The organism is Luteibacter sp. UNCMF366Tsu5.1 (genome assembly GCF_900119235.1).
GTDB lineage: Bacteria > Pseudomonadota > Gammaproteobacteria > Xanthomonadales > Rhodanobacteraceae > Luteibacter > Luteibacter flocculans.
Window position 1 is genome coordinate 63,840 of sequence record NZ_FPIS01000001.1, and the last position, 20,017, is coordinate 83,856.

At 66.5% G+C, this 20,017-nt stretch carries 17 protein-coding genes; 12 read left to right on the plus strand and 5 right to left on the minus strand.

The features are described from left to right. Nucleotides 1–73 precede the first annotated feature (73 nt). The 4 genes from BT115_RS00270 to BT115_RS00285 are packed head-to-tail and all read right to left on the minus strand — an operon-like array spanning nt 74 to nt 4,477. Nucleotides 74–829 carry a DeoR/GlpR family DNA-binding transcription regulator gene (locus BT115_RS00270; protein WP_072320574.1) on the minus strand — a complete coding sequence of 252 codons (756 nt, stop codon included), beginning with the start codon at nt 827–829 and terminating at the stop codon, nt 74–76. Then, nucleotides 819–2,450, minus strand: a complete 1,632-nt coding sequence (locus BT115_RS00275) for an ABC transporter permease subunit (protein WP_218184701.1) — start codon at nt 2,448–2,450, stop codon at nt 819–821. Before BT115_RS00275 ends, BT115_RS00270 begins: the two co-directional genes overlap by 11 nt. Next, complete coding sequence (locus BT115_RS00280) at nt 2,447–3,448, minus strand: ABC transporter ATP-binding protein (protein WP_072320576.1); 1,002 nt, start codon at nt 3,446–3,448, stop codon at nt 2,447–2,449. The genes BT115_RS00275 and BT115_RS00280 overlap by 4 nt, the downstream gene beginning before the upstream one ends. 27 nt (nt 3,449–3,475) lie before the next feature. Next, on the minus strand, nt 3,476–4,477 hold the full coding sequence (locus tag BT115_RS00285) for an ABC transporter substrate-binding protein (protein WP_072320577.1): 1,002 nt from the start codon (nt 4,475–4,477) through the stop codon (nt 3,476–3,478). Nucleotides 4,478–4,671: 194 nt separating this feature from the next. Here BT115_RS00285 and hisN point away from each other — a divergent pair, with 194 nt between their 5' ends. After that, complete coding sequence (hisN, locus tag BT115_RS00290; protein ID WP_072320578.1) at nt 4,672–5,463, plus strand: histidinol-phosphatase; 792 nt, start codon at nt 4,672–4,674, stop codon at nt 5,461–5,463. A 5-nt stretch (nt 5,464–5,468) separates the two neighbouring features. Next, entirely contained in the window at nt 5,469–7,598 is a 2,130-nt protein-coding gene (locus tag BT115_RS00295; RefSeq protein ID WP_072320579.1) for a phosphocholine-specific phospholipase C, read from the plus strand. Nucleotides 7,599–7,629: 31 nt separating this feature from the next. On the opposite strand, the gene BT115_RS00300 is transcribed toward BT115_RS00295, so the two are convergent. Next, a complete protein-coding gene (locus BT115_RS00300; protein WP_072320580.1) occupies nt 7,630–9,108 on the minus strand; it encodes a hypothetical protein in 1,479 nt (492 codons plus the stop codon). A 210-nt stretch (nt 9,109–9,318) separates the two neighbouring features. On the opposite strand from BT115_RS00300, the gene prmB reads away from it, so the two are divergent. The 10 genes from prmB to trpA all read left to right on the plus strand — a co-directional run bounded on the left by prmB (nt 9,319) and on the right by trpA (nt 19,980). Beyond that, a complete protein-coding gene (gene prmB / locus BT115_RS00305; protein ID WP_072320581.1) occupies nt 9,319–10,239 on the plus strand; it encodes a 50S ribosomal protein L3 N(5)-glutamine methyltransferase in 921 nt (306 codons plus the stop codon). 15 nt (nt 10,240–10,254) lie between these two features. Then, nucleotides 10,255–11,364, plus strand: coding sequence for a chorismate synthase (gene aroC / locus BT115_RS00310; RefSeq protein ID WP_072320582.1), 1,110 nt, complete (start codon nt 10,255–10,257; stop codon nt 11,362–11,364). Beyond that, entirely contained in the window at nt 11,361–12,359 is a 999-nt protein-coding gene (locus BT115_RS00315; RefSeq protein WP_072320583.1) for a 2-hydroxyacid dehydrogenase, read from the plus strand. Before aroC ends, BT115_RS00315 begins: the two co-directional genes overlap by 4 nt. A gap of 31 nt (nt 12,360–12,390) precedes the next feature. Then, nucleotides 12,391–13,419, plus strand: coding sequence for an aspartate-semialdehyde dehydrogenase (locus BT115_RS00320; protein WP_072320584.1), 1,029 nt, complete (start codon nt 12,391–12,393; stop codon nt 13,417–13,419). Next, nucleotides 13,419–13,709, plus strand: a complete 291-nt coding sequence (locus BT115_RS00325) for a hypothetical protein (RefSeq protein ID WP_072320585.1) — start codon at nt 13,419–13,421, stop codon at nt 13,707–13,709. Before BT115_RS00320 ends, BT115_RS00325 begins: the two co-directional genes overlap by 1 nt. Nucleotides 13,710–13,889: 180 nt before the next feature. Further along, a complete protein-coding gene (locus tag BT115_RS00330; protein WP_072320586.1) occupies nt 13,890–16,391 on the plus strand; it encodes a FimV/HubP family polar landmark protein in 2,502 nt (833 codons plus the stop codon). 161 nt (nt 16,392–16,552) lie between these two features. Beyond that, nucleotides 16,553–17,320: a tRNA pseudouridine(38-40) synthase TruA gene (gene truA, locus BT115_RS00335; RefSeq protein ID WP_072320587.1), complete on the plus strand. Its 768-nt coding sequence runs from the start codon at nt 16,553–16,555 to the stop codon at nt 17,318–17,320. Further along, nucleotides 17,317–17,940: a phosphoribosylanthranilate isomerase gene (locus tag BT115_RS00340; protein WP_072320588.1), complete on the plus strand. Its 624-nt coding sequence runs from the start codon at nt 17,317–17,319 to the stop codon at nt 17,938–17,940. The genes truA and BT115_RS00340 overlap by 4 nt, the downstream gene beginning before the upstream one ends. 28 nt (nt 17,941–17,968) lie before the next feature. Next, nucleotides 17,969–19,180, plus strand: coding sequence for a tryptophan synthase subunit beta (gene trpB / locus BT115_RS00345; protein WP_072320589.1), 1,212 nt, complete (start codon nt 17,969–17,971; stop codon nt 19,178–19,180). Then, a complete protein-coding gene (gene trpA, locus BT115_RS00350) occupies nt 19,180–19,980 on the plus strand; it encodes a tryptophan synthase subunit alpha (protein WP_072320590.1) in 801 nt (266 codons plus the stop codon). Before trpB ends, trpA begins: the two co-directional genes overlap by 1 nt. Nucleotides 19,981–20,017: the final 37 nt, after the last annotated feature.

Sequence of the window (20,017 nt, forward strand, 5' to 3'; positions counted from 1 at the left end):
GCTTGCGTGATAGAAAGGTTTTGAATCGATCCAAATCAATTGCGTAATGCGGCCTTCCTGGCGCGGTGTTGTTTCAGGCGTAGGCGATGTCGCCGACGGCCTTACGAATGGCGGCGATGGCGCGGGATTTCTCCGCGCGGCGGTCGGTAACGAGCACGTCGATGCGGTCGGCAGGGCACCAGGCGACGCGACTGCGAACGCCGATCTTCGAATGGTCGGCCGCGATCACGATGCGGCGCGCATTGGCACACATTGCCCGTGCGACTTCGGCTTCCTCCATCTCGAAGCTGCTCGCGCCAGCCTTGGCGTCGATGCCGACCGGCGAAAGGATCGCGAGGTGCGGTTGGTAACGCGCAATCTCGGCGACCGTGGCGGCGCCCTGCGTGCAGCCCGTCTGCGCATTGAAGCGACCGCCGAGCAGATGCACGTCGTTGCCGCTTCGCGCGGCGAAGCGGGTGGCTACGTCCACGGCATTGGTAACGATGGTGAGGCCATTGCGTGTGGCGAGCGCTTCGGCGACGAGGTTCATGGTGCTGCCGGCGTCCATGAAAACGGTCTGCCCGCTTTCGACGAGGCTGGCGACCTTCTTCGCGATCGCGCGCTTCTCGCGCACCCGCGTGGCATGGCGCACGTCGATCGGCGGCTCGTCGCCCGTAAGCACCGCTCCGCCATGCACGCGACGGATTTCACCGCGTTCGGCCAGTTCGACGAGGTCGCGGCGAATCGTTTCGCGCGATACGCCCAGCTCCGTGACAATGCGTTCCACGGACACCTGGCCGCTGGTGCGCAGCAGATCGCGGATACGGGAATGCCTTTCTTCATGCCACATGGCGTCGGTCCTTGAGTACGTGGAGGAGGAGGCGCATGGCGCCGAGCGCGAGTGCGCCGGCAAGCACGACGCACATCGCATACGCGGCCGCTTGCGCGAGAAAGCCGTTTTCGTCCAGGCGCATCACCGTGACCGACGCGAGCCCGAGTTCGGGCGTGACCAGGAAGATCACACCCGACAGCGTCACCATGGCGCGCATGAACAGATAGAAGAACGCGGAGATCGCGGCCGGTGCGGCGAACGGCCAGACCGCATCACGCAGCACACGGAAGGCCGTCCCGCCGGATGTCGCCACCGCGTCATCGAGTGACTGCGGTACCTGGCGCATGCCGGTCTGCATCGTGAGGAAGGCCTGCGCGTGATAGTGGTACAGGCTGCATGCCGCCACGATCGCCACGCTGCCGTAGAGCCAGCCTGACAACGGCCCATGATTGAAGGTCAGTACGTAGCCCAGGCCGAGTACGAGGCCCGGCACGGCGGAAGGCAGCGACGCGATGAACTGCACGGGCTTTGCAATGAACGACGGCGCGTGACGGAGCCCTGCAGACAGGGCGAACACCAGCACCACGCCGGCGCAAGCGGCTATCGTCGCCATGCCGATCGACGTGGCTACCGGGCCATAGCCATCGGGCATACCGCCCGTGTAATTGGCAAGGGTGAGTGTGCGGTCGTATGGCCATAGCTTGACGACACTGACGTACGCCACCGTGGCGACGACGCCCACCATGGGCAGGAGTGTCGCCAGGGCGACACCGCCCAGCGCCACATCCCGCCATGGGTGTGAGGCGGGCACCAACGTACGGCCCGGACTCGCATCGCCCGTGTCCTGTCGCCGTTTCGCCAGCCGTGCCAGCCACACCGAGAGCAGTGCAGGTGCCAGCAGCACCACACCGAGCGTCGCTCCCATCGCGAAATCCTGCTGGCCGACCACTTCGCCGTAGATCTCCACGGCCAAGACGCGATAACTGCCACCGATCACGACCGCGCTGCCGAAGTCGGTGAGCGTTTCGGTGAAGACGAGGAAAGCCGCCGCAAGCAGGGCGAAGCGCACGCGGGGGATGGTTACGTCGATGAACTGCCGCCACGGCGTGGCGCCCATGGAGGCGGCGGCGTCGTAATGGCGAGCTGGGGTGCGTGCGAGCGCGGCAGACACGATGATGACCGCTTGCGGTAGCCCGTACAGCGTGTTCGCGAGGAGTAGCCCCCAGAAGCCATAGATGTCGGTCGGCAGGCCGGTCAGCCGATGCACCAGCCCATTGCGTCCGAGCAGGCAGACGAGGCCGAGTGCCAAGACGAGCGAGGGTGCCAGCATCGGCAGGAGTAGCGCGCCGTGGATGAGTGCTTTGCCGGGGAGACGGGAGCGATGGAGAGCCATCGCCAGACAAAGCCCCAACGACACTGTGCAGAGCGTGGTCGCGAGTCCGATAACGAGACTGTGCCATGCCGCCCGTGGCAAGCCGGGATCGTCGAACAGGCGAAGATAATTCGTCACCGTGAACGCACCCTGCGCATCCGTGACGCTGCGCAGGAGCACGGTTGCCAGCGGGTGCAGGAAGAACACGAGCAGGCAGAGCAGCGGCACTGCCAGCAGGAGAATGCCCACGACGCTGGCACGTTTCACGCGCACACCCATACGCCGCGCAGGGCATCGACCGCGACGGATTCGCCGCGGTTCAAGACGCTGCGGCCGGATTGTTCCACCAGCAGCTTGCGGCCGCGCCAGGCGATCGTGATGCGCGCGAGATTGCCGAGAAACACGCTGTCTTCCACCACGGCCTCGCCGCGCGGATCGCTCTCGATCGCGACATCCTCGGGGCGCAGGCAGAGTTCGTACGTGCTCTCGCTGCCGGGTGGGCGACGTTCCAGAAAGCCGGGCAACGCGTCGCGCACGAAGGCCGTCGGCAGGAGGTTGGCGCGGCCCACGAACTCGGCCACGAAGCGGGATCGCGGGCGTTCGTACAGATCGCGCGGGCTGCCCGTCTGTTCGATCCTGCCGTGATTCATGCAGACGATGGTGTCCGCCATCGCAAGTGCTTCCTCCTGGTCGTGCGTCACCATGATCGTCGGAATGCCGAGCGCGCGCTGGAGTTGGCGTATCTCGGTGCGCAACTGTCCGCGAATGGCGGGGTCGAGAGCGGAGAGCGGCTCGTCGAGGAGCAGCATCGCCGGTTCGGTGGCAAGGGCGCGGGCCAGCGCCACGCGCTGCTGCTGGCCGCCGGAGAGCTCGTCCGGAAAGCGTGCGCCGAGACCACCGAGCCCGACCCGTTCGAGCAGTTCGCTGCAACGTGCCGCGATGCGCGCGGGAGGATCGCGACGCAGACGCATCGCGTAGCCGACGTTGGCTGCGGCGGTCATGTCGGGAAACAACGAATACGCCTGAAAGACCAGGCCCATGCGGCGCTCGCGAGCGGGCAGCGCGGTGATGTCGCGATCGCCGAGGATCACTCGCCCCGCGTCCGCCGCGGTCAGCCCGGCGACGATGCGCAGCAAGGTGGTCTTGCCGCAGCCGCTTGGGCCGAGCAGACAGACGAATTCGTTCTCGCGGGCATGGAATGACACGCCGTCGAGCACGGTATGTCCGCTCCACGCCTTGGCGATATCGTCGATCCGCAGGTGCATGTCCCCAAACTCCCCCAAGGCCGCGCGCTAGCGCGTCAGCCGTTTGTATCTGGCAATGAGCGCCGCACGTTCGCGCGCCGCGGTGGCGAAATCGCGCGCGGGCAGCGTCGCGACGAGATCGGCAGGCAGGCCCTGCCGTTGTTGTTCTGCGCTCGGCGTGCTGCCGGGTGCGGCAACGATCTCCTTGAAGCCGCGGTACAACGCAGCGGCCTCGGGCGATGCCGTCCAATCGAGAAAGCGTCGGGCATCGTCTGCATGCGCTGCGCCCTTCATCAGCGCGGACGCTTCCAGTTCGTAGCCCTTGCGTCCTTCCGGAATCACCATCGTCACCGGATAGCCCTGGCGGATGGATTGCATGGCCGAGAATGCGAACGAGATACCGATCGGAAACTCACCGATGCGCGCGAGCTTGCACGGCGCCGATCCGGACAAGGTGACCTGGCCCACGTTGCGCGTGATGTCGCGCAGCAAGTCCATACCGCCGGCATCGCGACCGGCGTCCGACAGCGACGAAATCAACATGTATCCCGTACCCGACGATGCCGGGTCCGGCATGGCTACCTGACCTTTGTACTGCGGCGAGGCGAGATCGCGCCAACTGCGCGGCATGGGCAGATGGCGCTCGGCCAATGCCTCACGGTTCACGCACAGTGCGGCGAGATAGCCCGTGGGCGCGAACCAGAGATCGTCGGTGGCGCGGAACGCGGCCGGCATGCGATCGATGTTCGGGCCGCGCACCGGCGCAAGCAGCCCCGCAATATGCGGTTCGAGCATGTCGGTCACGGCCATGCCCCAGATCGCATCGTTACGCGGCTCCGCCGACTCGGCGAGCAAGCGTGCGGCGAGGTCGCCGCTCGACAGGCGCAGCACGCGGATGTCCAGATCGGGCAGGGCTTTCTTTGCCGCGTCGAGATAGATGGCGATCTCATCGCTTTCCAGCGCGGAATAGACGGTGACGGTACCGGCACGAGCCACGCCACAGGCGGCAAGCAGCGCGATGACGCTTCCGATGTGGCGGTATGGATGCATGGCCGGGTTCACCCTGTGACGCGGTCGTCGAAGGCGCTACGCGGAAGGATCATGTGTCACCCACCTGTGTGGCGTTTTGGGTATATTTGCAAACCTGTGGCGTATGCGTCCACCAGAGAATTTTCGTTTTTGTCATGCTTTCGACACGTACCGACGCTAGTCGCGCGTGCCTCCCCCGCTCAGGAGTGTCGTTGATGGAACCGTTGTCCGCTGCCGAGCGGAAGGAATTCGAGGACTTCGCCGTGGCCATTGCCAACAATGCGCGTGCATTGTCGCTACCGCGGTTCCGTCGTCCTGTGGACGTGACGCTAAAGGGTGACATGAGCCCCGTGACAGCCGTGGACCGGGGTGTGGAATCGATGCTGCGCGAGCGCATCGAACTGGCCTGGCCCACCCACGGCCTGCTTGGCGAGGAGTACGGCGCAACGCGCGTGGACGCCGAATACGTCTGGTCGATCGACCCGATCGACGGGACGCGCAGCTTCATTTCGGGCTGGCCGCTGTGGGGCACGCTGCTGGCCTTGCTGCGGCATGGTCAGCCCGTGCTGGGCGTGCTGGACATGCCCGTGCTCGACGAACGCTGGATCGGGCATGCCGGTCGCGGCACGACGATGAACGGCGTGCCTTGCCGTACTCGTTCGTGCGAGACGCTGGCGACCGCCACGCTCTACACGACCACGCCGGACATGTTCACGCCCGACGAGTGGGCGCGTTTCGACCGCACGAGTCGTGCCGCCTATGCACGCCGTTTCGGTGGCGACTGCTACGGTTACGGCATGCTGGCCGCCGGGCACATCGACGCCGTGATCGAGGCCAACCTCATGCCTTACGATTACCTCGCCATCGCACCGGTCGTGGAAGCGGCCGGTGGCGTGATGACCGACTGGGAGGGTCGCGCGCTCGGTCTGGACAGTGGCGGTCGCGTCGTCGCCGCTGCAACACCTGCGCTGCACGCCGCCATCATCGAATCGCTCGCCAGGGGCTGATCCGCATGTTTTCCCGCGACCGTCGCCGATTTCTCCACGCTGCAGGCGCGACCGTCGCCGCCTCGCTGATTGCGCAAGGTTTCCCGGCGGCGATAGCACGCGCGCTCGCCACCGGGCCCGACCGGCGCACGGGCACCATCGCAGATGTCGGTCATGTGGTGATCCTCATGCAGGAGAACCGTTCGTTCGATCACTATTTCGGCACACTGCGCGGCGTGCGCGGCTTTGCCGATCCGCGCGTGCTGGAACTGGGCAACGGCGATCCGGTATGGCAGCAACCGGTGACGGCGGCGCGCAGCAAGGTCTGGAAAGCCCGCGGCATCGGCGACGACGTGGGCTGGGTGTATCCGTTCCATCTCGATACGCACGCCTGCGGCGATCACCACGAGGGCACCGACCACGGCTGGAGCAGCGGCCATGGCGCGTGGAACCTCGGTCGCAACGATCGCTGGATCGAACAGAAGCAGGATGCGCTGACGATGGCGTACCTGCGTCGAGAAGATGCCGCCTTCCATTACGCGCTGGCCGATGCCTTTACCGTCTGCGATGCGTATCACGCCTCCGCACTGGCCGACACCGCCATCAACCGCATCTACCTCTGGAGCGGCACCGCCGATCCCTCCGGGCGGTTGGGCTCGCGGGATAACGGTCCCGGGACCGAAGAGCGCCCCGACGCCAATGGCTACACCTGGACCACGTATCCGGAACGCCTGGAAAAAGCCGGCGTCACGTGGCGCGTCTATCAGGGCGGCACGGGCGATCCCGGTTCGCCGACCGACAACTACACCGACAATTCGCTCGAGTTCTTCGCGAAGTATCAGGTCAAGGAAGGCGCCGATCCACACGGACCGCTCGTGCGTAACGGCGTGTCGAACCACACGCTACGTGAGCTGCGCGACGATGTGCTGCACGATCGCCTTCCACAGGTGACCTGGATCGTCGCACCGTACAAGTACAGCGAGCATCCCACCTCATCGCCCGCCGATGGCGCGTTCTACATCCGCCGCGTGATCGAGGCATTGACGGCGAACCCGAAGGTCTGGAGTCGCACTGTCCTGTTCTTGAACTATGACGAGAACGATGGCTTCTTCGATCACGTCGTGCCGCCCGCGCCGCCGCGGGAAAGTGGGGAAGACGCGGAAGGCATGGTGTCCGATGACCTCCTGGCGGGGCTGGACGACGAGATCATGGACCTCGACGCGCATCCGCGGATTTCATCGCCGCTCGTGCCGGGCAGCGATCCGCTTGGCGAACAGCCGGTCGGCCTCGGTAATCGTGTGCCGATGATCGTGGTTTCCCCGTGGACGCGTGGCGGCTGGGTCTGCTCGGAGACCTTCGACCACACGTCGGTGCTGCGCTTTCTGGAAAAGCGCTTCGGCGTCGAGGAACCGAACATCGGCACGTGGCGTCGCTCGATCTGCGGCGACCTCACCAGCGCGTTCGATTTTGCCGGCACGACAGACTCGCGCATGCCGACGCTCGGGGTGCCAGCCGGATCGACGCGCAAGGCGGCGATTACGGTGCCACAGCCGCAGACCCTGCCTGTGCAGGAGAAGGGCACGCGCCCATCGCGAGCGCTCGCTTACGCGTGGACGCTGGAGCATCGCCTGGATGCCGACAGCAGTCGCATTGCCTTCATCAATCACGGCCAACTCGGCGCAGCATTTCTCGTCTACGATGGACTCCGTCGCGACGCGCCGCCACGTCGTTACGCCGTGAGCGCCGGCAAGCGCATCGAAGACCGCTGGCCGCTGGCGAAAGCAGGCGATGGCTACGACCGTCGCATCCACGGTCCGAATGGTTACTACGCCCACCTGCGCGGGTTTGCAGACGATGGACTGGAAGCGATCGTGGTAGGGAATTCCGGCAAGCGCAGCGTTGAAGTGCGTCTCACCAATCGAAGCGCGATACGTGTGACGGCGCGCATCGTGGATGCGTACGGCAACATGGCGGCTCGCGATGTCGATTTCTCCGCAGGACAAACACAGACAGTGCCGCTCGACCTGTCCCGCAGTGCGGGCTGGTACGACATCGCCATCACCACGCCCAGTGCGCCACGTTATCTGCGCCGCTTTGCCGGCCACCATGAGGACGGCAAGCCGGCAACGAGCGATCCCGGTCCGCGTAGCGCCTGAGTCGCGGGTTTCTGCCTGACGTGGCGACGCGCTAGTGCATCGCCTCTGCCGCCTTCTCGCCGTGCAATGCGCCCGCACGACCCGGTGCCTGCTTCAGCGCGTTCTGGAATGCTGCGAGCGCGGGTCCGGGTTGCTTCTGTGCGAGCAGGAGTTCGCCCAGTTGCTCTCGCGCCGGGACGATCGGGCCTGGCGTCACGGGACGTTTTTCGACACGATCCTCACGCTCGGCGGCATCGGTCATCAGCGCGACGGCGCCCGAAGCATCGCCGCTGGCCTGGGCGGCCCAGGCCTTCACTTCGGACGCGAGGACACCCGTCTGCGCGGACCAGTAGTCGTCGCCGGAGGCCTTGAGTTCGGCTTCGATCTGATCGAGGCGCTTTGCTTGTGCACGTGCTTCGTCAGGGTGACCACTGCGCGCGAGACCGAGACCCTTGGCCCATTCCGCGATGGCGACCACCGAGGGTGGCGCGCCGGCTGGCGGCGCGATCGATGCGGCGTCGGTCCAATGCCCTTGTTCGACGATTTCGCGGATGGGCATCGCGGTGGCGGCGTAGGCGATGGCGAAATCGTCCATGTCCAGGTTGTGCATGCGCTTCAGGTCGGCGATGACGGCCTTGGCGTCGGCGTCGCGGCCGGTCTGCATGTACGCATAGACGAGGTAGTCCATGGCGTGCAGCTGTCCCATGGTGTCGCCGTGATCGCGGGCGGCTTTTTCGGAGGCGAGGTTGGAGCGGATCGAATCGTCCCAGAGTCCGAGTCGCGTGAAAATGTGCGAGGGCATGTGCAGGGCATGCGGTGCTGACGGCGCGATGTCCGCATATTTGCGCGCGGCGGGGAGGCCCAGCTGAGCCAGCTCGGCGCTGTCGCAGGCGTGAATGAGGTAATGGGCGATACCCGGATGGTCGGGGTGGGCGCGGAACAGAGGATCGAGGATCGCGATCGCCTGTTTCTGCTTCGCGTGCGTCTTGTCGGCCATCGAGGCGTTCGACAGCAGTGCGACCGCGTAGAACACCTGTGCCTCGACATCGTTCGGATTGTCACGAGCCACGGCCGCCATGGCCGTTTCGTAGGCGAGCGTGCGCTGGCCGGGCTTCACGTTACCGTCCTGGTAGAGCTGGCCCAGGGCGTGGATATACGCCCGCTCCCGAGGAGACGAGGTCGGCAGTCGTGCGGCCGCCTGGGCCTCCGCCCGGCCGCGGGCGAAGGTGTCGGGCGGCAGCGAAGGCGCCCACACCGGATGGAAGAAGACCATCGCCAGGCCCCAATGGGCCATGGCGCACGACGGATCCTTCGCCACGATGTCCTCGAACGCCTTCTGGGCGGGGCCATAAGCAAAGGAGTGGAGGAGGGCGATGCCGCGGTCGAACGGCTTCTGCACGGAGGGGCTGCACGAGATCGGGAAGGAGACGTCGCCCAGCTTTTCGGGGATGCCGTGGTCGTGCATCTCCTGGGCATGGGCGGCGGATGCCATCAGCAGCGAGATGGCGAGAGCGCGCAGGAAACCTGTCATGCCTGACTCCGTGGTGTGGGCGACGCAGGCCCGCGGAAAGGTCGGAATGTACGCCTGACAGGCGCGGGTGCCCATCGGCAGGACGGCCGATGCCCCTTGCCCGATCCACGAGCGGTACACCGGACGACAGCGCCCCGCGGCGCGGGCCATGCCGAAGGTGGGTGCCCGGACGGCTATACTCAGGGGCCAGCCTCATCGACATACCCCTCCGTGACCAGCGAACTGTCCTCCATCATCGATTTCATCCGCTACGGCGCCAGCCGCTTCTCGGCCGCCGGCCTGACCTTCGGGCACAGCCACGACAATCCGATCGACGAGGCCACGCACCTGGTCCTGGCGGCCCTGCATCTGCCGCCGGACCTGCCGCCTGCCTACGGCGCCGGCAAGCTCGTGGCCGAAGAGCGCGAGGCCATCCTTGCCCTGATCGAAAAGCGGATCGAGGAGCGCGTGCCGGTGGCGTACCTGGTCGGCGAGACCTGGTTCGCCGGCCTGAAGTTCAAGAGCGATCGCCGCGCCCTGGTGCCGCGCTCGCCCATCGCGGAACTGATCGAGAGCGGCTTTACGCCCTGGCTGGACGACCGCCACGTGGAACGCGCGCTGGACCTTTGCACGGGCTCGGGTTGCATCGGTATCGCCATGGCCGAGTACAACCCGGACTGGCAGGTCGATCTGGTCGACGTCAGTGACGACGCGCTGTCGCTCGCCAACGAGAACATCGTCTTCCAACATGTCGAAGATCGCGTGCGGGCGGTCAAGTCCGATCTCTTTGCCGGCGTGCAGGGCGAGGTCTACGACCTCATCGTCTCGAACCCGCCTTATGTGACGCATGCCGAATATGCCGCCATGCCGGCCGAATACAGCCATGAACCGGTCCTCGGTCTGACCTCCGGGGATGATGGACTGGACATCACCTTGCGCATCCTCGACGAGGCCGCCAATCACCTCAGCGAGGATGGCCTGCTGATCGTGGAAGTGGGCGACAGTGAACGTGCGCTGGTGGAGCTGCTGCCCCGCGTGCCCTTCGTGTGGCTCGAGTTCAAGGTAGGCCCGATGGGCATCTTCGCGCTGGAACGGCGCGATCTCGTCGAACACGCCGCGGACATCGCCGCCCTTCGCGCCGCACGAAACTGACCCATCGGAAGCACCGTGTCCTCCAATACGTTCGGCAAGCTCCTCTCCGTCACTACCTTCGGCGAAAGCCACGGCCCGGCGATCGGGTGCGTGGTGGACGGTTGCCCGCCCGGGCTGGCGCTCGACGCGGCAGAATTCCGCGCCGATCTGGAACGCCGTGCTACCGGTCGCTCGCGGCATACCTCGCAGCGCAGGGAGGCCGACGAGATCGAGATCCTCTCCGGCGTGTACGAGGGCGTGACTACGGGTACGCCCATTGCCTTGCTGATCCGTAACACGGACGCGCGCTCCAAGGACTACGGCAACATCCTCGATACCTTCCGCCCCGGCCACGCCGATTACACGTACGCGCAGAAGTACGGTATTCGCGATCCACGCGGCGGCGGACGTTCCTCGGCGCGCGAAACCACAATGCGCGTAGCGGCCGGCGTCATCGCCAAGAAATGGCTCGCGCAGCACCATGGCGTGTCCGTGCGCGGCCACGTGGCCCAGATCGGCGAACTCGTGCCGCGCGGCTTCGATGCCGATGCCATCGAGGGCAATCCGTTCTTCTGGCCGGACGCGGCGCAGGTGCCGGAGCTGGAGTCGTACATGGACGCCTTGCGCAAGTCGGGCGATTCGGTCGGCGCGAAGGTCACGGTGATCGCCGATGGCGTGCCGGCCGGGTGGGGTGAGCCGATCTACGGCAAGCTCGACGGCGAACTCGCCGCGGCCATGATGTCCATCAACGCGGTAAAGGGCGTCGAGATCGGTGACGGTTTTGCCGCGGTGGCGCAGCGTGGTACGCAGCACCGCGACGAGATGACCGCCGACGGGTTTCTCTCCAACCACGCGGGCGGCATTCTCGGTGGCATCGCCTCAGGCCAGCCAGTCGTGGTGTCGATGGCGTTCAAGCCCACTTCCAGCATCCTCGTGCCCGGACGCAGCGTCGATCGGGCCGGCCAGCCCACCGAGGTGGTGACCAAGGGGCGCCACGATCCCTGCGTCGGTATTCGTGCGGTGCCGATCGCCGAGGCCATGCTCGCGCTCGTGCTGATGGATCAGGCCCTGCGCCACCGCGCGCAGTGCGGCGACGTCGGCGCCGTGCCCCCGCATATTCCCGGCACGGTCCGGAGCGAGTCATGAGCAAGCCCCGCGTCTGGGTATCCCGGCCTTTCTTTCCGGACATCGTCGATCGCTTGCGGCCCTTCTTCGAGGTGGACGCAGAGAGCGAAGAACAGCGCTTCTCGTCGGCCGACCTCGCGTCACGGCTGGCCGATGCCGACGCCGCCATCGTGGGGCTCGCCGAGCGCATCGACGCCGCGGCGATCCGCCAGGCCAAGCGGCTGCGCTTCGTGGCGAATCTCGGCGTGGGCTACAACAACCTGGACATCGAGGCGCTCTCCGCGGCCGGGATCGGCGCGTCGAATACGCCCGATGTCCTCAACGAAACCGTGGCCGACTACGCCTGGGCGTTGATGCTCGCGGCAGCGCGCCGTGTGGGCGAGGCTGAGCGCTGGCTACGGGCGGGGCAGTGGCATGGCTCCCGTTTCGAAGGCTGGCTGGGTACCGACGTGCACGGCAAGACCATCGGCATCCTGGGCATGGGCCGTATCGGCCAGGCCATCGCGCGTCGCGCGGTGGGATTTCGCGCCAGGGTGATCTATCACAATCGCTCGCGCCTTCCCGCGGCGGTCGAGCAGGCCTGCGCCGCCACCTATGTGGACAAGGCGCAGCTCCTGGCGGGGGCGGATCACCTCATCCTGGTCGTTCCCTATACGCCGGAGAGCCACCACGCGATCGGCGAGGCCGAACTGCAGGCGATGAAGCGCTCCGCGACGCTGGTGAACGTGGCCCGTGGCGGCGTCGTCGACGATATTGCCTTGGCCCGGGCGCTGGCGCGAGGGACGATCGCCGCGGCGGCGCTCGACGTGTTCGAAGGCGAGCCCGCGCTGCATCCGAGCCTGCTCGCTTTGGACAATATCGTGCTCAGTCCGCACATCGCGAGCGCGAGCCGCGACACACGTCGCGATATGGCGGCGCTGGCTGTGGACAATGTGCTGGCGGCGTTCGGGCATGGTCCCCACGCCGGCCGGCCGCCCACGATCCTCAATCCGGGTGTGCTGGCCGACGCCAGCTGACCTGTTTTCCCACGCCTGACAAAAGCGAAGCATGAGCAAGAAGACGAGTTACAAGGTAGCCATGGTGGGTGCGACCGGCGCGGTCGGTGAAACCCTCCTGTCGATCCTCGCCGAGCGGGACTTCCCCGTGAGCGAACTGGTGCCCCTGGCGAGCGAGCGCTCGGCGGGAGGTACGATCGACTTCAACGGAAAACCGGTCGTCGTCCAGGATCTTGCCAAATACGACTTCGACGGCGTGGACATCGCCTTCTTTTCCGCAGGCGGCTCGGTCAGCCGGGAGCACGCGCCGCGTGCGGCCGCTGCGGGTGCCGTCGTGATCGACAACACCTCGGAGTTTCGCTACCAGGACGACATTCCGCTGGTGGTGTCCGAGGTCAACCCGCACGCCATTGCCGACTACACCGTGCGCGGCATCATCGCGAACCCGAACTGCTCCACGATGCAGATGCTGGTGGCACTGGCGCCGATCCATCGTGAGGCGGGCATCGAGCGCATCAACGTTGCCACCTATCAGTCCGTGTCCGGCGCGGGTCGCAGCGGCATGGAGGAACTGGGCAAGCAGACCGCCCAGATGCTCAATTTCCAGGAAGTGGAAACGGTCAAGTTCCCGAAGCAGATCGCGTTCAACGTGATCCCGCATATCGACGAATTCCAGGCCAACGGCTACACCAAGGAAGAAATGAAGATGGTCTGGGAGACCCGGAAGATCCTCGAAGACCCTTCCATCCAGGTGAACCCGACGGCCGTTCGCGTCCCCGTGTTCTACGGGCATGCCGAAGCCGTGCACATCGAGACGCGCGACAAGATCAGTGCCGAGCGCGCGCGCGAACTGCTCGAGCAGGCGCCGGGCATCGTCGTGCAGGACGAGCGCAAGGCGGGCGGGTATCCCACGCCGGTGGGCGACGCGGCGGGCAAGGACCCGGTCTTCGTCGGTCGCATCCGTGACGACATCTCGCACGAACGTGGCCTCGATCTGTGGATCGTTGCGGACAACATCCGCAAGGGTGCGGCGCTGAATGCCGTGCAGATCGCCGAGATCCTGATCGAGGACTACCTGTAATGACCGTACGCGTCGTGCTTGCCGGCCTGCTCGCGTTGTCGGCGCCCCTGGCGTCGGCGGCGACACCGCCGCAGCAAGCCGCCGCGGCACCCGTGGACCCGGCCGCCACGCAGGCCCAGTTGCAGGCGTTGCGCGGCCAAGTGAAGCGGCAGGACACCGAGGTCACCCAACTGAAGTCGAAGGTTGCGACGCTGGAGACCGCGTCGCAGGCCGCCCAGCGCGAGCTGGAAGAACGCGATCGGAAGATCGCCGAGCTGCGTCGACAGTTGGAGGCAGGGCAGGGCCACTAGGGGTGGACCGACATGTAAGGGGGGCGTGTACGGGCCTCGCGAACGACTTAACGTTGTCGCGTAACTATCCGTAGTCGCTATTGTTAGTTGTTGCTGGGGTGCACTACAGTGGCGCCTTCGCGGCCGACCGCCCGATAGAGGCGCGCCGCCGGCATGGATTTAGTTCGGGGGAAAGCAGTAATGAACCGTACGTTGAAGCTTTCGATCATGCTGGCGCTGGCGACATGGGGCAGCCAGGTCCTGGCCCAGAATCTGGGTCCGGTCCAGATGCGCTCGACCATGGACCAACCGCTGATGGCGGACATTCCGCTGACCGGCGTGTCGGGCAATCTCGACAACGTCCATGTGGCGCTGGCCTCGGAAGAAGCCTTCGCCCGCGCGGGCCTGAACCGTTCCGCCCTTCCGGTGCCGCTGAGCTTTGCGGTCGCCAAGAATGCGGCAGGCCAGCCGGTGGTCCGCGTGACCTCCGCCGCGCCGGTGCGCGACACCTATCTCGATTTCCTGGTGGAAGTCTCCTCCGGAAGCAACAAGGTCGTGCGCGAAGTGACCATGTTGCTCGACCCGCCGGGCACCCCGGTGGGCGCCGCGGCGGCATCTGCACCGGCAGCGCCTGCCGCACGTCCATCGCGCACCTCCGAGGTGCCTGCGCGCGTGCCGACTGCCGAAGCGTCGAAGCCGGCACGTGCCGAGCCTGCGTCGCGTGCCGAAGCGGTCCCGCACGCGGAGCCCGCACCGCGCGCCGCGGCGACACAAGGCGGTACCTATGGCCCCGTGCAGCGCGGCCAGACCCTGTCCACCATCGCTCGCCAGCACGCCGGCGGCGCGGACATGAACCAGATGCTCGTCGCGCTGCAGAAGGCCAACCCCGATGCCTTCTACCGCGACAACATGAATGCCTTGAAGACCGGTGCCATCCTGCGTATCCCGTCGTCCGACGAGATCCAGGCGCAAAGCGGCGCCGCCGCGCTGGCCGAAGTGCGCCGGCAGAACGAGAGCTGGCGTGCGGGCACGGCGCGTGCGCCTTCGGTCGTCGCCGACGGCGCATCCACCGGAGCCGCGCAGAACGATGCGAAGGCCCCCGCGCCCAAGAGCGACCGCCTCGCCATCGTGCCGGCCAAGGAGGGCGGTGACGCTGCGTCCACGCGCGCCGGCACCAAGGGCGGCACGGGCGACGCGCAGATCGCCGGTCTGCGCCAGGAACTGGCCACGTCGAAGGAGAGCGTTGCGTCCCTCAAGCAGGAAGGCGCAGAGCTGAAGTCGCGTATCGGCGAGCTTGAAGACCTGAATGCGAAGAACCAGCGTCTGCTGAGCCTCAAGGATTCCGAAATCGCCGAGCTTCAGCGCAAGCTGGCCGACGCGCAGAAGCAGGGCAGCAAACCCGCCGCCGCACCAGCCGCTGCCGCTACGGTGGCTTCCGCGACGCAGCCGGCTGCGGCGGCACCCGCACCGGTCGCGACGCCTGCACCGGCTGCCGCCAGCACGGCCGGACAGGCCGCCGCAGCGACCAGCGCTCCCGCGCCGGGCGCCACGGTGGCCATTTCGCCTCTCAAGGAGCCTGCGGCAACGCCAGCCGCCACCGCGACTCCGCCTCCTGCTGCCGTGGCTCCGAAGCCCGTGGCACCCACGCCCGCGCCGGTGGTGGAAGAAGACCCGTGGTACATGCAGCCGTGGGCCTGGGGCGGCGGTGCGATCGTCATCCTGCTGTTGCTCGTCGCCGCTGTGTTCGGTCGGCGGAAGCCGAAGGCCGCGCCGGCCGTCGCGAGCAGCTCGCTCGCGGACCGCTTCGGCCAGGAGCACACGTTCGGCGAATTCGAGCACACCGATACGATGGATCAGGACCAGCGCGAGATCCTCGACGCGCTGGCCGAACATCCGGACGACGTGGGCCTGCACCTGGAACTGGTGAGCCTTTACTACGGCCGTCGCGACGTCGAGCATTTCGAAGCCGCGGCGGAAGCGATGTTCGCTCACATCGCCGATCCCGAGCAGCCGGAATGGCGCGAGGTGGTGATGATGGGCGAGGATCTCGCGCCAAGCCACCCGCTGTTCGGTGGCGTACCGGTGGACGAGATCGACGAGCCGTACGAGGAAGAAGGCTATACCGCGGCCCGCTCGCACGATCCGGACGAGGTGGCAGCGCTTGAGGAGTTCGACCTCGGCAACTACGTCACCGAGCCCGAAGACGCGCGTCCGGCCGCACCGGTCCCGCAGAAGCACAGCGAATATCACTTCAACTTCGACCTGACGCCGGTTCAGCGCACCGAGGCGGAACACCGCCCGAATGCCCCGGACGTATTCGACGTGGACGCTCCCGAGTCGCCGTATGCCGCGCCGCACGCCACGCCGGCCTTCGGCGAGATCCTGGCGGAAGAAAAGGCGGAAGAACGCCCGACCTGGTCGTTCGACGAAGAGCACGAACGCGTGCCGCCGCAGCCGCAACTGGATGCCGTGGCGTCGGTGCCGCACTTCGACGAACCGACCTTCCCCGACGAGGAGCCGCTCACGGATCATGGTCCGGAGAGTTTCAGCGACGATCCCGTGGATACGAAGCTCGACCTTGCACGCGCCTATCTCGACATGGGCGACGAAGAAGGCGCGCGCCTGATGCTGGACGAAGTGCTGGCCGAAGGCTCGCAGATGCAGAAGGACACGGCGAAGCGCATTCTCGACGGCATCGCCTGATCCAGCGCCGCTCTAAGATTGCGGCGCGCAAGACAGACCCGGCGGTGGGACCGATGTCCCTCGCCGGGTTTTTTGTTTCTGCCCCCCCTGGATGCATCCAAAAGGCCCGTGCTGACGTACGGGTGGTACCCTTTCCGGTTTCCGCACCATCCTGAACCTTCATGCGCATCGCCCTAGGCGTCGAATACGACGGCACCGATTTCCTCGGCTGGCAGCGGCTGAGCCACGCGACAACCGTGCAGGGCGCGCTCGAAAAAGCGCTCGGCTTTGTCGCGCACGGCCCGGTCGAAGTCACGGCCTCCGGGCGTACGGATGCCGGGGTTCACGGACGCTGCCAAGTGGTGCATTTCGACACCGACGTGGTGCGCGACATGCGCGGTTGGATTCTCGGTGCCTGCTCCAACCTACCGCACAGTGTGGCGGTGACCTGGGCGCAACCGGTGGCCGACGACTTTCACGCACGCTTTTCCGCGCGTGCAAGGCGCTATCGCTATCGCATCCTGCCGCGTTTCGTGCGCCCCGCGCTCGATGCCCGCTTCGTCGCGTGGGAACGTCGCGCGCTCGACGTCGATGCCATGCACGAGGCAGCGCAGGCGATCGTCGGCGAACACGATTTCTCTGCGTTCCGTGCCATTTCTTGCCAGGCCGCACACGCGCGACGCAACGTGCGCTCGATTCGCGTATTCCGCGATGACATCCATGTCGTCGTCGAGATCGAGGCCAACGCCTTCCTCCACCATATGGTGCGCAACATCGTCGGATCGCTGTTGCCCATAGGCCGGGGCGAGAAGCCGGTCGGCTGGATGGCCGAGTTGCTGGCGGGGCGTGACCGCGAGGTCGCCGGCGCCACCGCGCCAGCCGAAGGCTTGACCTTCATCGGTCCGCTTTACGAAGCGCACTGGGGTCTGCCGAAGGAAGTGACGCTATGACCCGGATCAAGTGCTGTGGGCTCACGCGCGTGGACGACATGCAGCTTGCTGCGCGACTCGGTGCCGACGCAGTGGGTTTTGTCCTGACCCGCAAGAGCAAGCGCTTCGTCGATCCCGAAGCCGCCGCCCGCCTGCGCGATGCCGTGCCGCCCTTCGTGAGCGTGGTGGCGCTGGTGATGGACGATGAACCCGCCTACGTGGCGGAAGTTGTTCGTGTGCTGCGCCCGGACATGCTGCAGTTCCATGGTGTGGAAACCGCGGCCGAATGCGCGGCATACGGCGTGCGCTGGTTGAAGGCGATTGCCATGGGCGAGGGTGAACGCGCCCTTGCCAGGCTTCACGACTACCCCGGTGCGGCCGGGCTCCTGCTCGACGGGCACGGGCTGGGCGAGCAGGGCGGCAGCGGCCAGCGCTTCGACTGGTCGCTGATGCCGCAGGATCTTGCGCAACCGCTGGTGCTCGCAGGCGGGCTTACGCCTGCCAACGTCGCCGAGGCCATCCGGGTCGCCCGGCCCTGGGCGGTGGACGTCTCCAGCGGTATCGAGTCGTCGCCGGGCATCAAGGATCGGGATAAGATGGAACGCTTCATTTCCGCCGTACGCGCCGTCCCCAGCGTGTAACGCAGCTTTCAGCAGGTACGAGACACACATGACCGAGATCGCGGATTTTCACGCCTGGCCCGACGCCCATGGGCGCTTCGGTGACTTCGGCGGCATCTATGTGGCCGAAACGCTCATGGAGCCCCTTGCGGAACTGACCGCGGCCTATGAGTCGCTGCGCAAGGATCCGGCGTTCATCGCCGAACTCGATCGCGACCTCAAGTACTACGTGGGCCGGCCCAGCCCGGTCTATCACGCCGAGCGACTGTCGAAACACGTCGGCGGCGCGCGTATCGTGCTGAAGCGCGAAGATCTGAACCATACCGGCGCGCACAAGATCAACAACACCGTGGGGCAGGCGCTCGTTGCGCGGCACATGGGCAAGACCCGAATCATCGCCGAGACCGGTGCGGGCCAGCACGGCGTGGCCAGTGCCACCGTTGCGGCACGGCTCGGGCTGAAATGCGTGGTCTACATGGGCGCGGTGGACATCGAGCGGCAGAAGATCAACGTCTATCGCATGCGCCTGCTGGGCGCCGAGGTCGTGCCAGTCACCTCCGGATCGAAGACCTTGAAGGATGCTCTCAACGAGGCCATGCGCGACTGGGTCACCAACGTCGCCGACACGTTCTACATCATCGGCACCGTAGCCGGCCCGCATCCGTATCCGCAGATGGTGCGCGACTTCAACGCCATCGTCGGCCGCGAGGCGCGCGCGCAGACGCTCGAGCAGTTCGGCCGTCTTCCCGACGTCATCACGGCGTGCGTCGGCGGCGGTTCGAACGCCATCGGCCTGTTCCATGCATTCCTCAACGATCGCGAGGTCCGCATCGTCGGTGCCGAGGCCGCGGGTGATGGCATCGAGACCGGCCGTCACGCCGCGTCCCTCGCCGCCGGCAAGCCGGGCGTGCTCCATGGCAATCGCACCTATGTGCTGTCGGATGCCAACGGGCAGATCGTGGAAACGCATTCCGTCTCGGCCGGTCTGGACTATCCGGGCGTCGGACCGGAGCATGCGTTCCTGAAGGACGCCGGCCGCGCCGAATACGTCGGTATCACCGACGACGAAGCCCTGGAAGCCTTCCATCTCCTGGCGCGCACCGAGGGCATCCTCGCCGCGCTGGAATCGAGCCACGCCATCGCCCAGGCGATCAAGCTGGCCCGTGAACTGCCGAAGGACGGTCTGGTTCTCGTCAACCTCTCCGGACGCGGGGACAAGGACGTGCATACCATCGCTGCGCGTGAAGGAATCGAACTCTGATGAACCGCATCGAACGTCGCTTCGCGACGCTGAAGGCCGCCGGGCGCACCGGCTTGATTCCCTTCGTGACAGCGGGCGATCCGTCGCCCGACCACGTCGTGCCGCTGCTGCACGGTCTCGTTGCTGCCGGCGCCGACCTGATCGAGCTGGGCGTGCCGTTCTCTGATCCGATGGCCGACGGCCCGGTGATCCAGCACGCGAGCGAACGCGCTCTTGCCCACGGTGTGGGCCTGTCCAACGTGCTGGCCTGGGTCGCTGCCTTCCGTGAGACCGACGCCGAGACCCCCATCGTCCTGATGGGGTATCTCAATCCGGTGGAAATGTACGGTTACGCGGCGTTCGCCGAAGATGCCATCGAAGCCGGAGTCGATGGCATCCTGATGGTGGATTGCCCGCTCGAGGAGTCACACGTGCTGGACGCGCTTCGCAAGGCGGGGCTCGACCAGATCCTGCTCGCCTCGCCGACGACCGCCGAGAGCCGCCTGGCGCGGCTTTGCGAGGCCGCTTCGGGCTTCCTGTACTATGTCTCGTTCGCCGGCATCACGGGGGCGGCTCAGTTGAGTACCGCGAACATCGCCGAGCGCGTCGCGGATATTCGTTCCCGTGCCAAGGCGCCGGTAGCGGTGGGCTTTGGGGTTCGCGACGCGGCAAGCGCCCGTGCCATTGGCGAGTTCGCCGATGCCGTGGTGATTGGCAGTGCGTTGGTCGATCGCCTTGCCGGTGCCGGCTCCGCCGAAGAGGCCGTCGGCAGGGCCCGCGAATTCCTCGCGCCGATCCGCGCTGCGCTCGACGCGCGCTGAGCGGACCTCGCGGTCGTACAGATACTCGGAGAGACAC

What these genes read in the sequence shown, in the direction of transcription:
- truA (WP_072320587.1), top strand. Translation starts at nt 16,553, where the DNA reads ATGCGCATCGCCCTAGGCGTCGAATACGACGGCACCGATTTCCTCGGC.
- BT115_RS00340 (WP_072320588.1), top strand. Translation starts at nt 17,317, where the DNA reads ATGACCCGGATCAAGTGCTGTGGGCTCACGCGCGTGGACGACATGCAG.
- BT115_RS00300 (WP_072320580.1), bottom strand. Translation starts at nt 9,108, where the DNA reads ATGACAGGTTTCCTGCGCGCTCTCGCCATCTCGCTGCTGATGGCATCC.
- BT115_RS00270 (WP_072320574.1), bottom strand. Translation starts at nt 829, where the DNA reads ATGTGGCATGAAGAAAGGCATTCCCGTATCCGCGATCTGCTGCGCACC.
- BT115_RS00315 (WP_072320583.1), top strand. Translation starts at nt 11,361, where the DNA reads ATGAGCAAGCCCCGCGTCTGGGTATCCCGGCCTTTCTTTCCGGACATC.
- hisN (WP_072320578.1), top strand. Translation starts at nt 4,672, where the DNA reads ATGGAACCGTTGTCCGCTGCCGAGCGGAAGGAATTCGAGGACTTCGCC.
- BT115_RS00280 (WP_072320576.1), bottom strand. Translation starts at nt 3,448, where the DNA reads ATGCACCTGCGGATCGACGATATCGCCAAGGCGTGGAGCGGACATACC.
- trpA (WP_072320590.1), top strand. Translation starts at nt 19,180, where the DNA reads ATGAACCGCATCGAACGTCGCTTCGCGACGCTGAAGGCCGCCGGGCGC.
- BT115_RS00295 (WP_072320579.1), top strand. Translation starts at nt 5,469, where the DNA reads ATGTTTTCCCGCGACCGTCGCCGATTTCTCCACGCTGCAGGCGCGACC.
- BT115_RS00320 (WP_072320584.1), top strand. Translation starts at nt 12,391, where the DNA reads ATGAGCAAGAAGACGAGTTACAAGGTAGCCATGGTGGGTGCGACCGGC.
- BT115_RS00325 (WP_072320585.1), top strand. Translation starts at nt 13,419, where the DNA reads ATGACCGTACGCGTCGTGCTTGCCGGCCTGCTCGCGTTGTCGGCGCCC.
- BT115_RS00285 (WP_072320577.1), bottom strand. Translation starts at nt 4,477, where the DNA reads ATGCATCCATACCGCCACATCGGAAGCGTCATCGCGCTGCTTGCCGCC.
- trpB (WP_072320589.1), top strand. Translation starts at nt 17,969, where the DNA reads ATGACCGAGATCGCGGATTTTCACGCCTGGCCCGACGCCCATGGGCGC.
- BT115_RS00330 (WP_072320586.1), top strand. Translation starts at nt 13,890, where the DNA reads ATGAACCGTACGTTGAAGCTTTCGATCATGCTGGCGCTGGCGACATGG.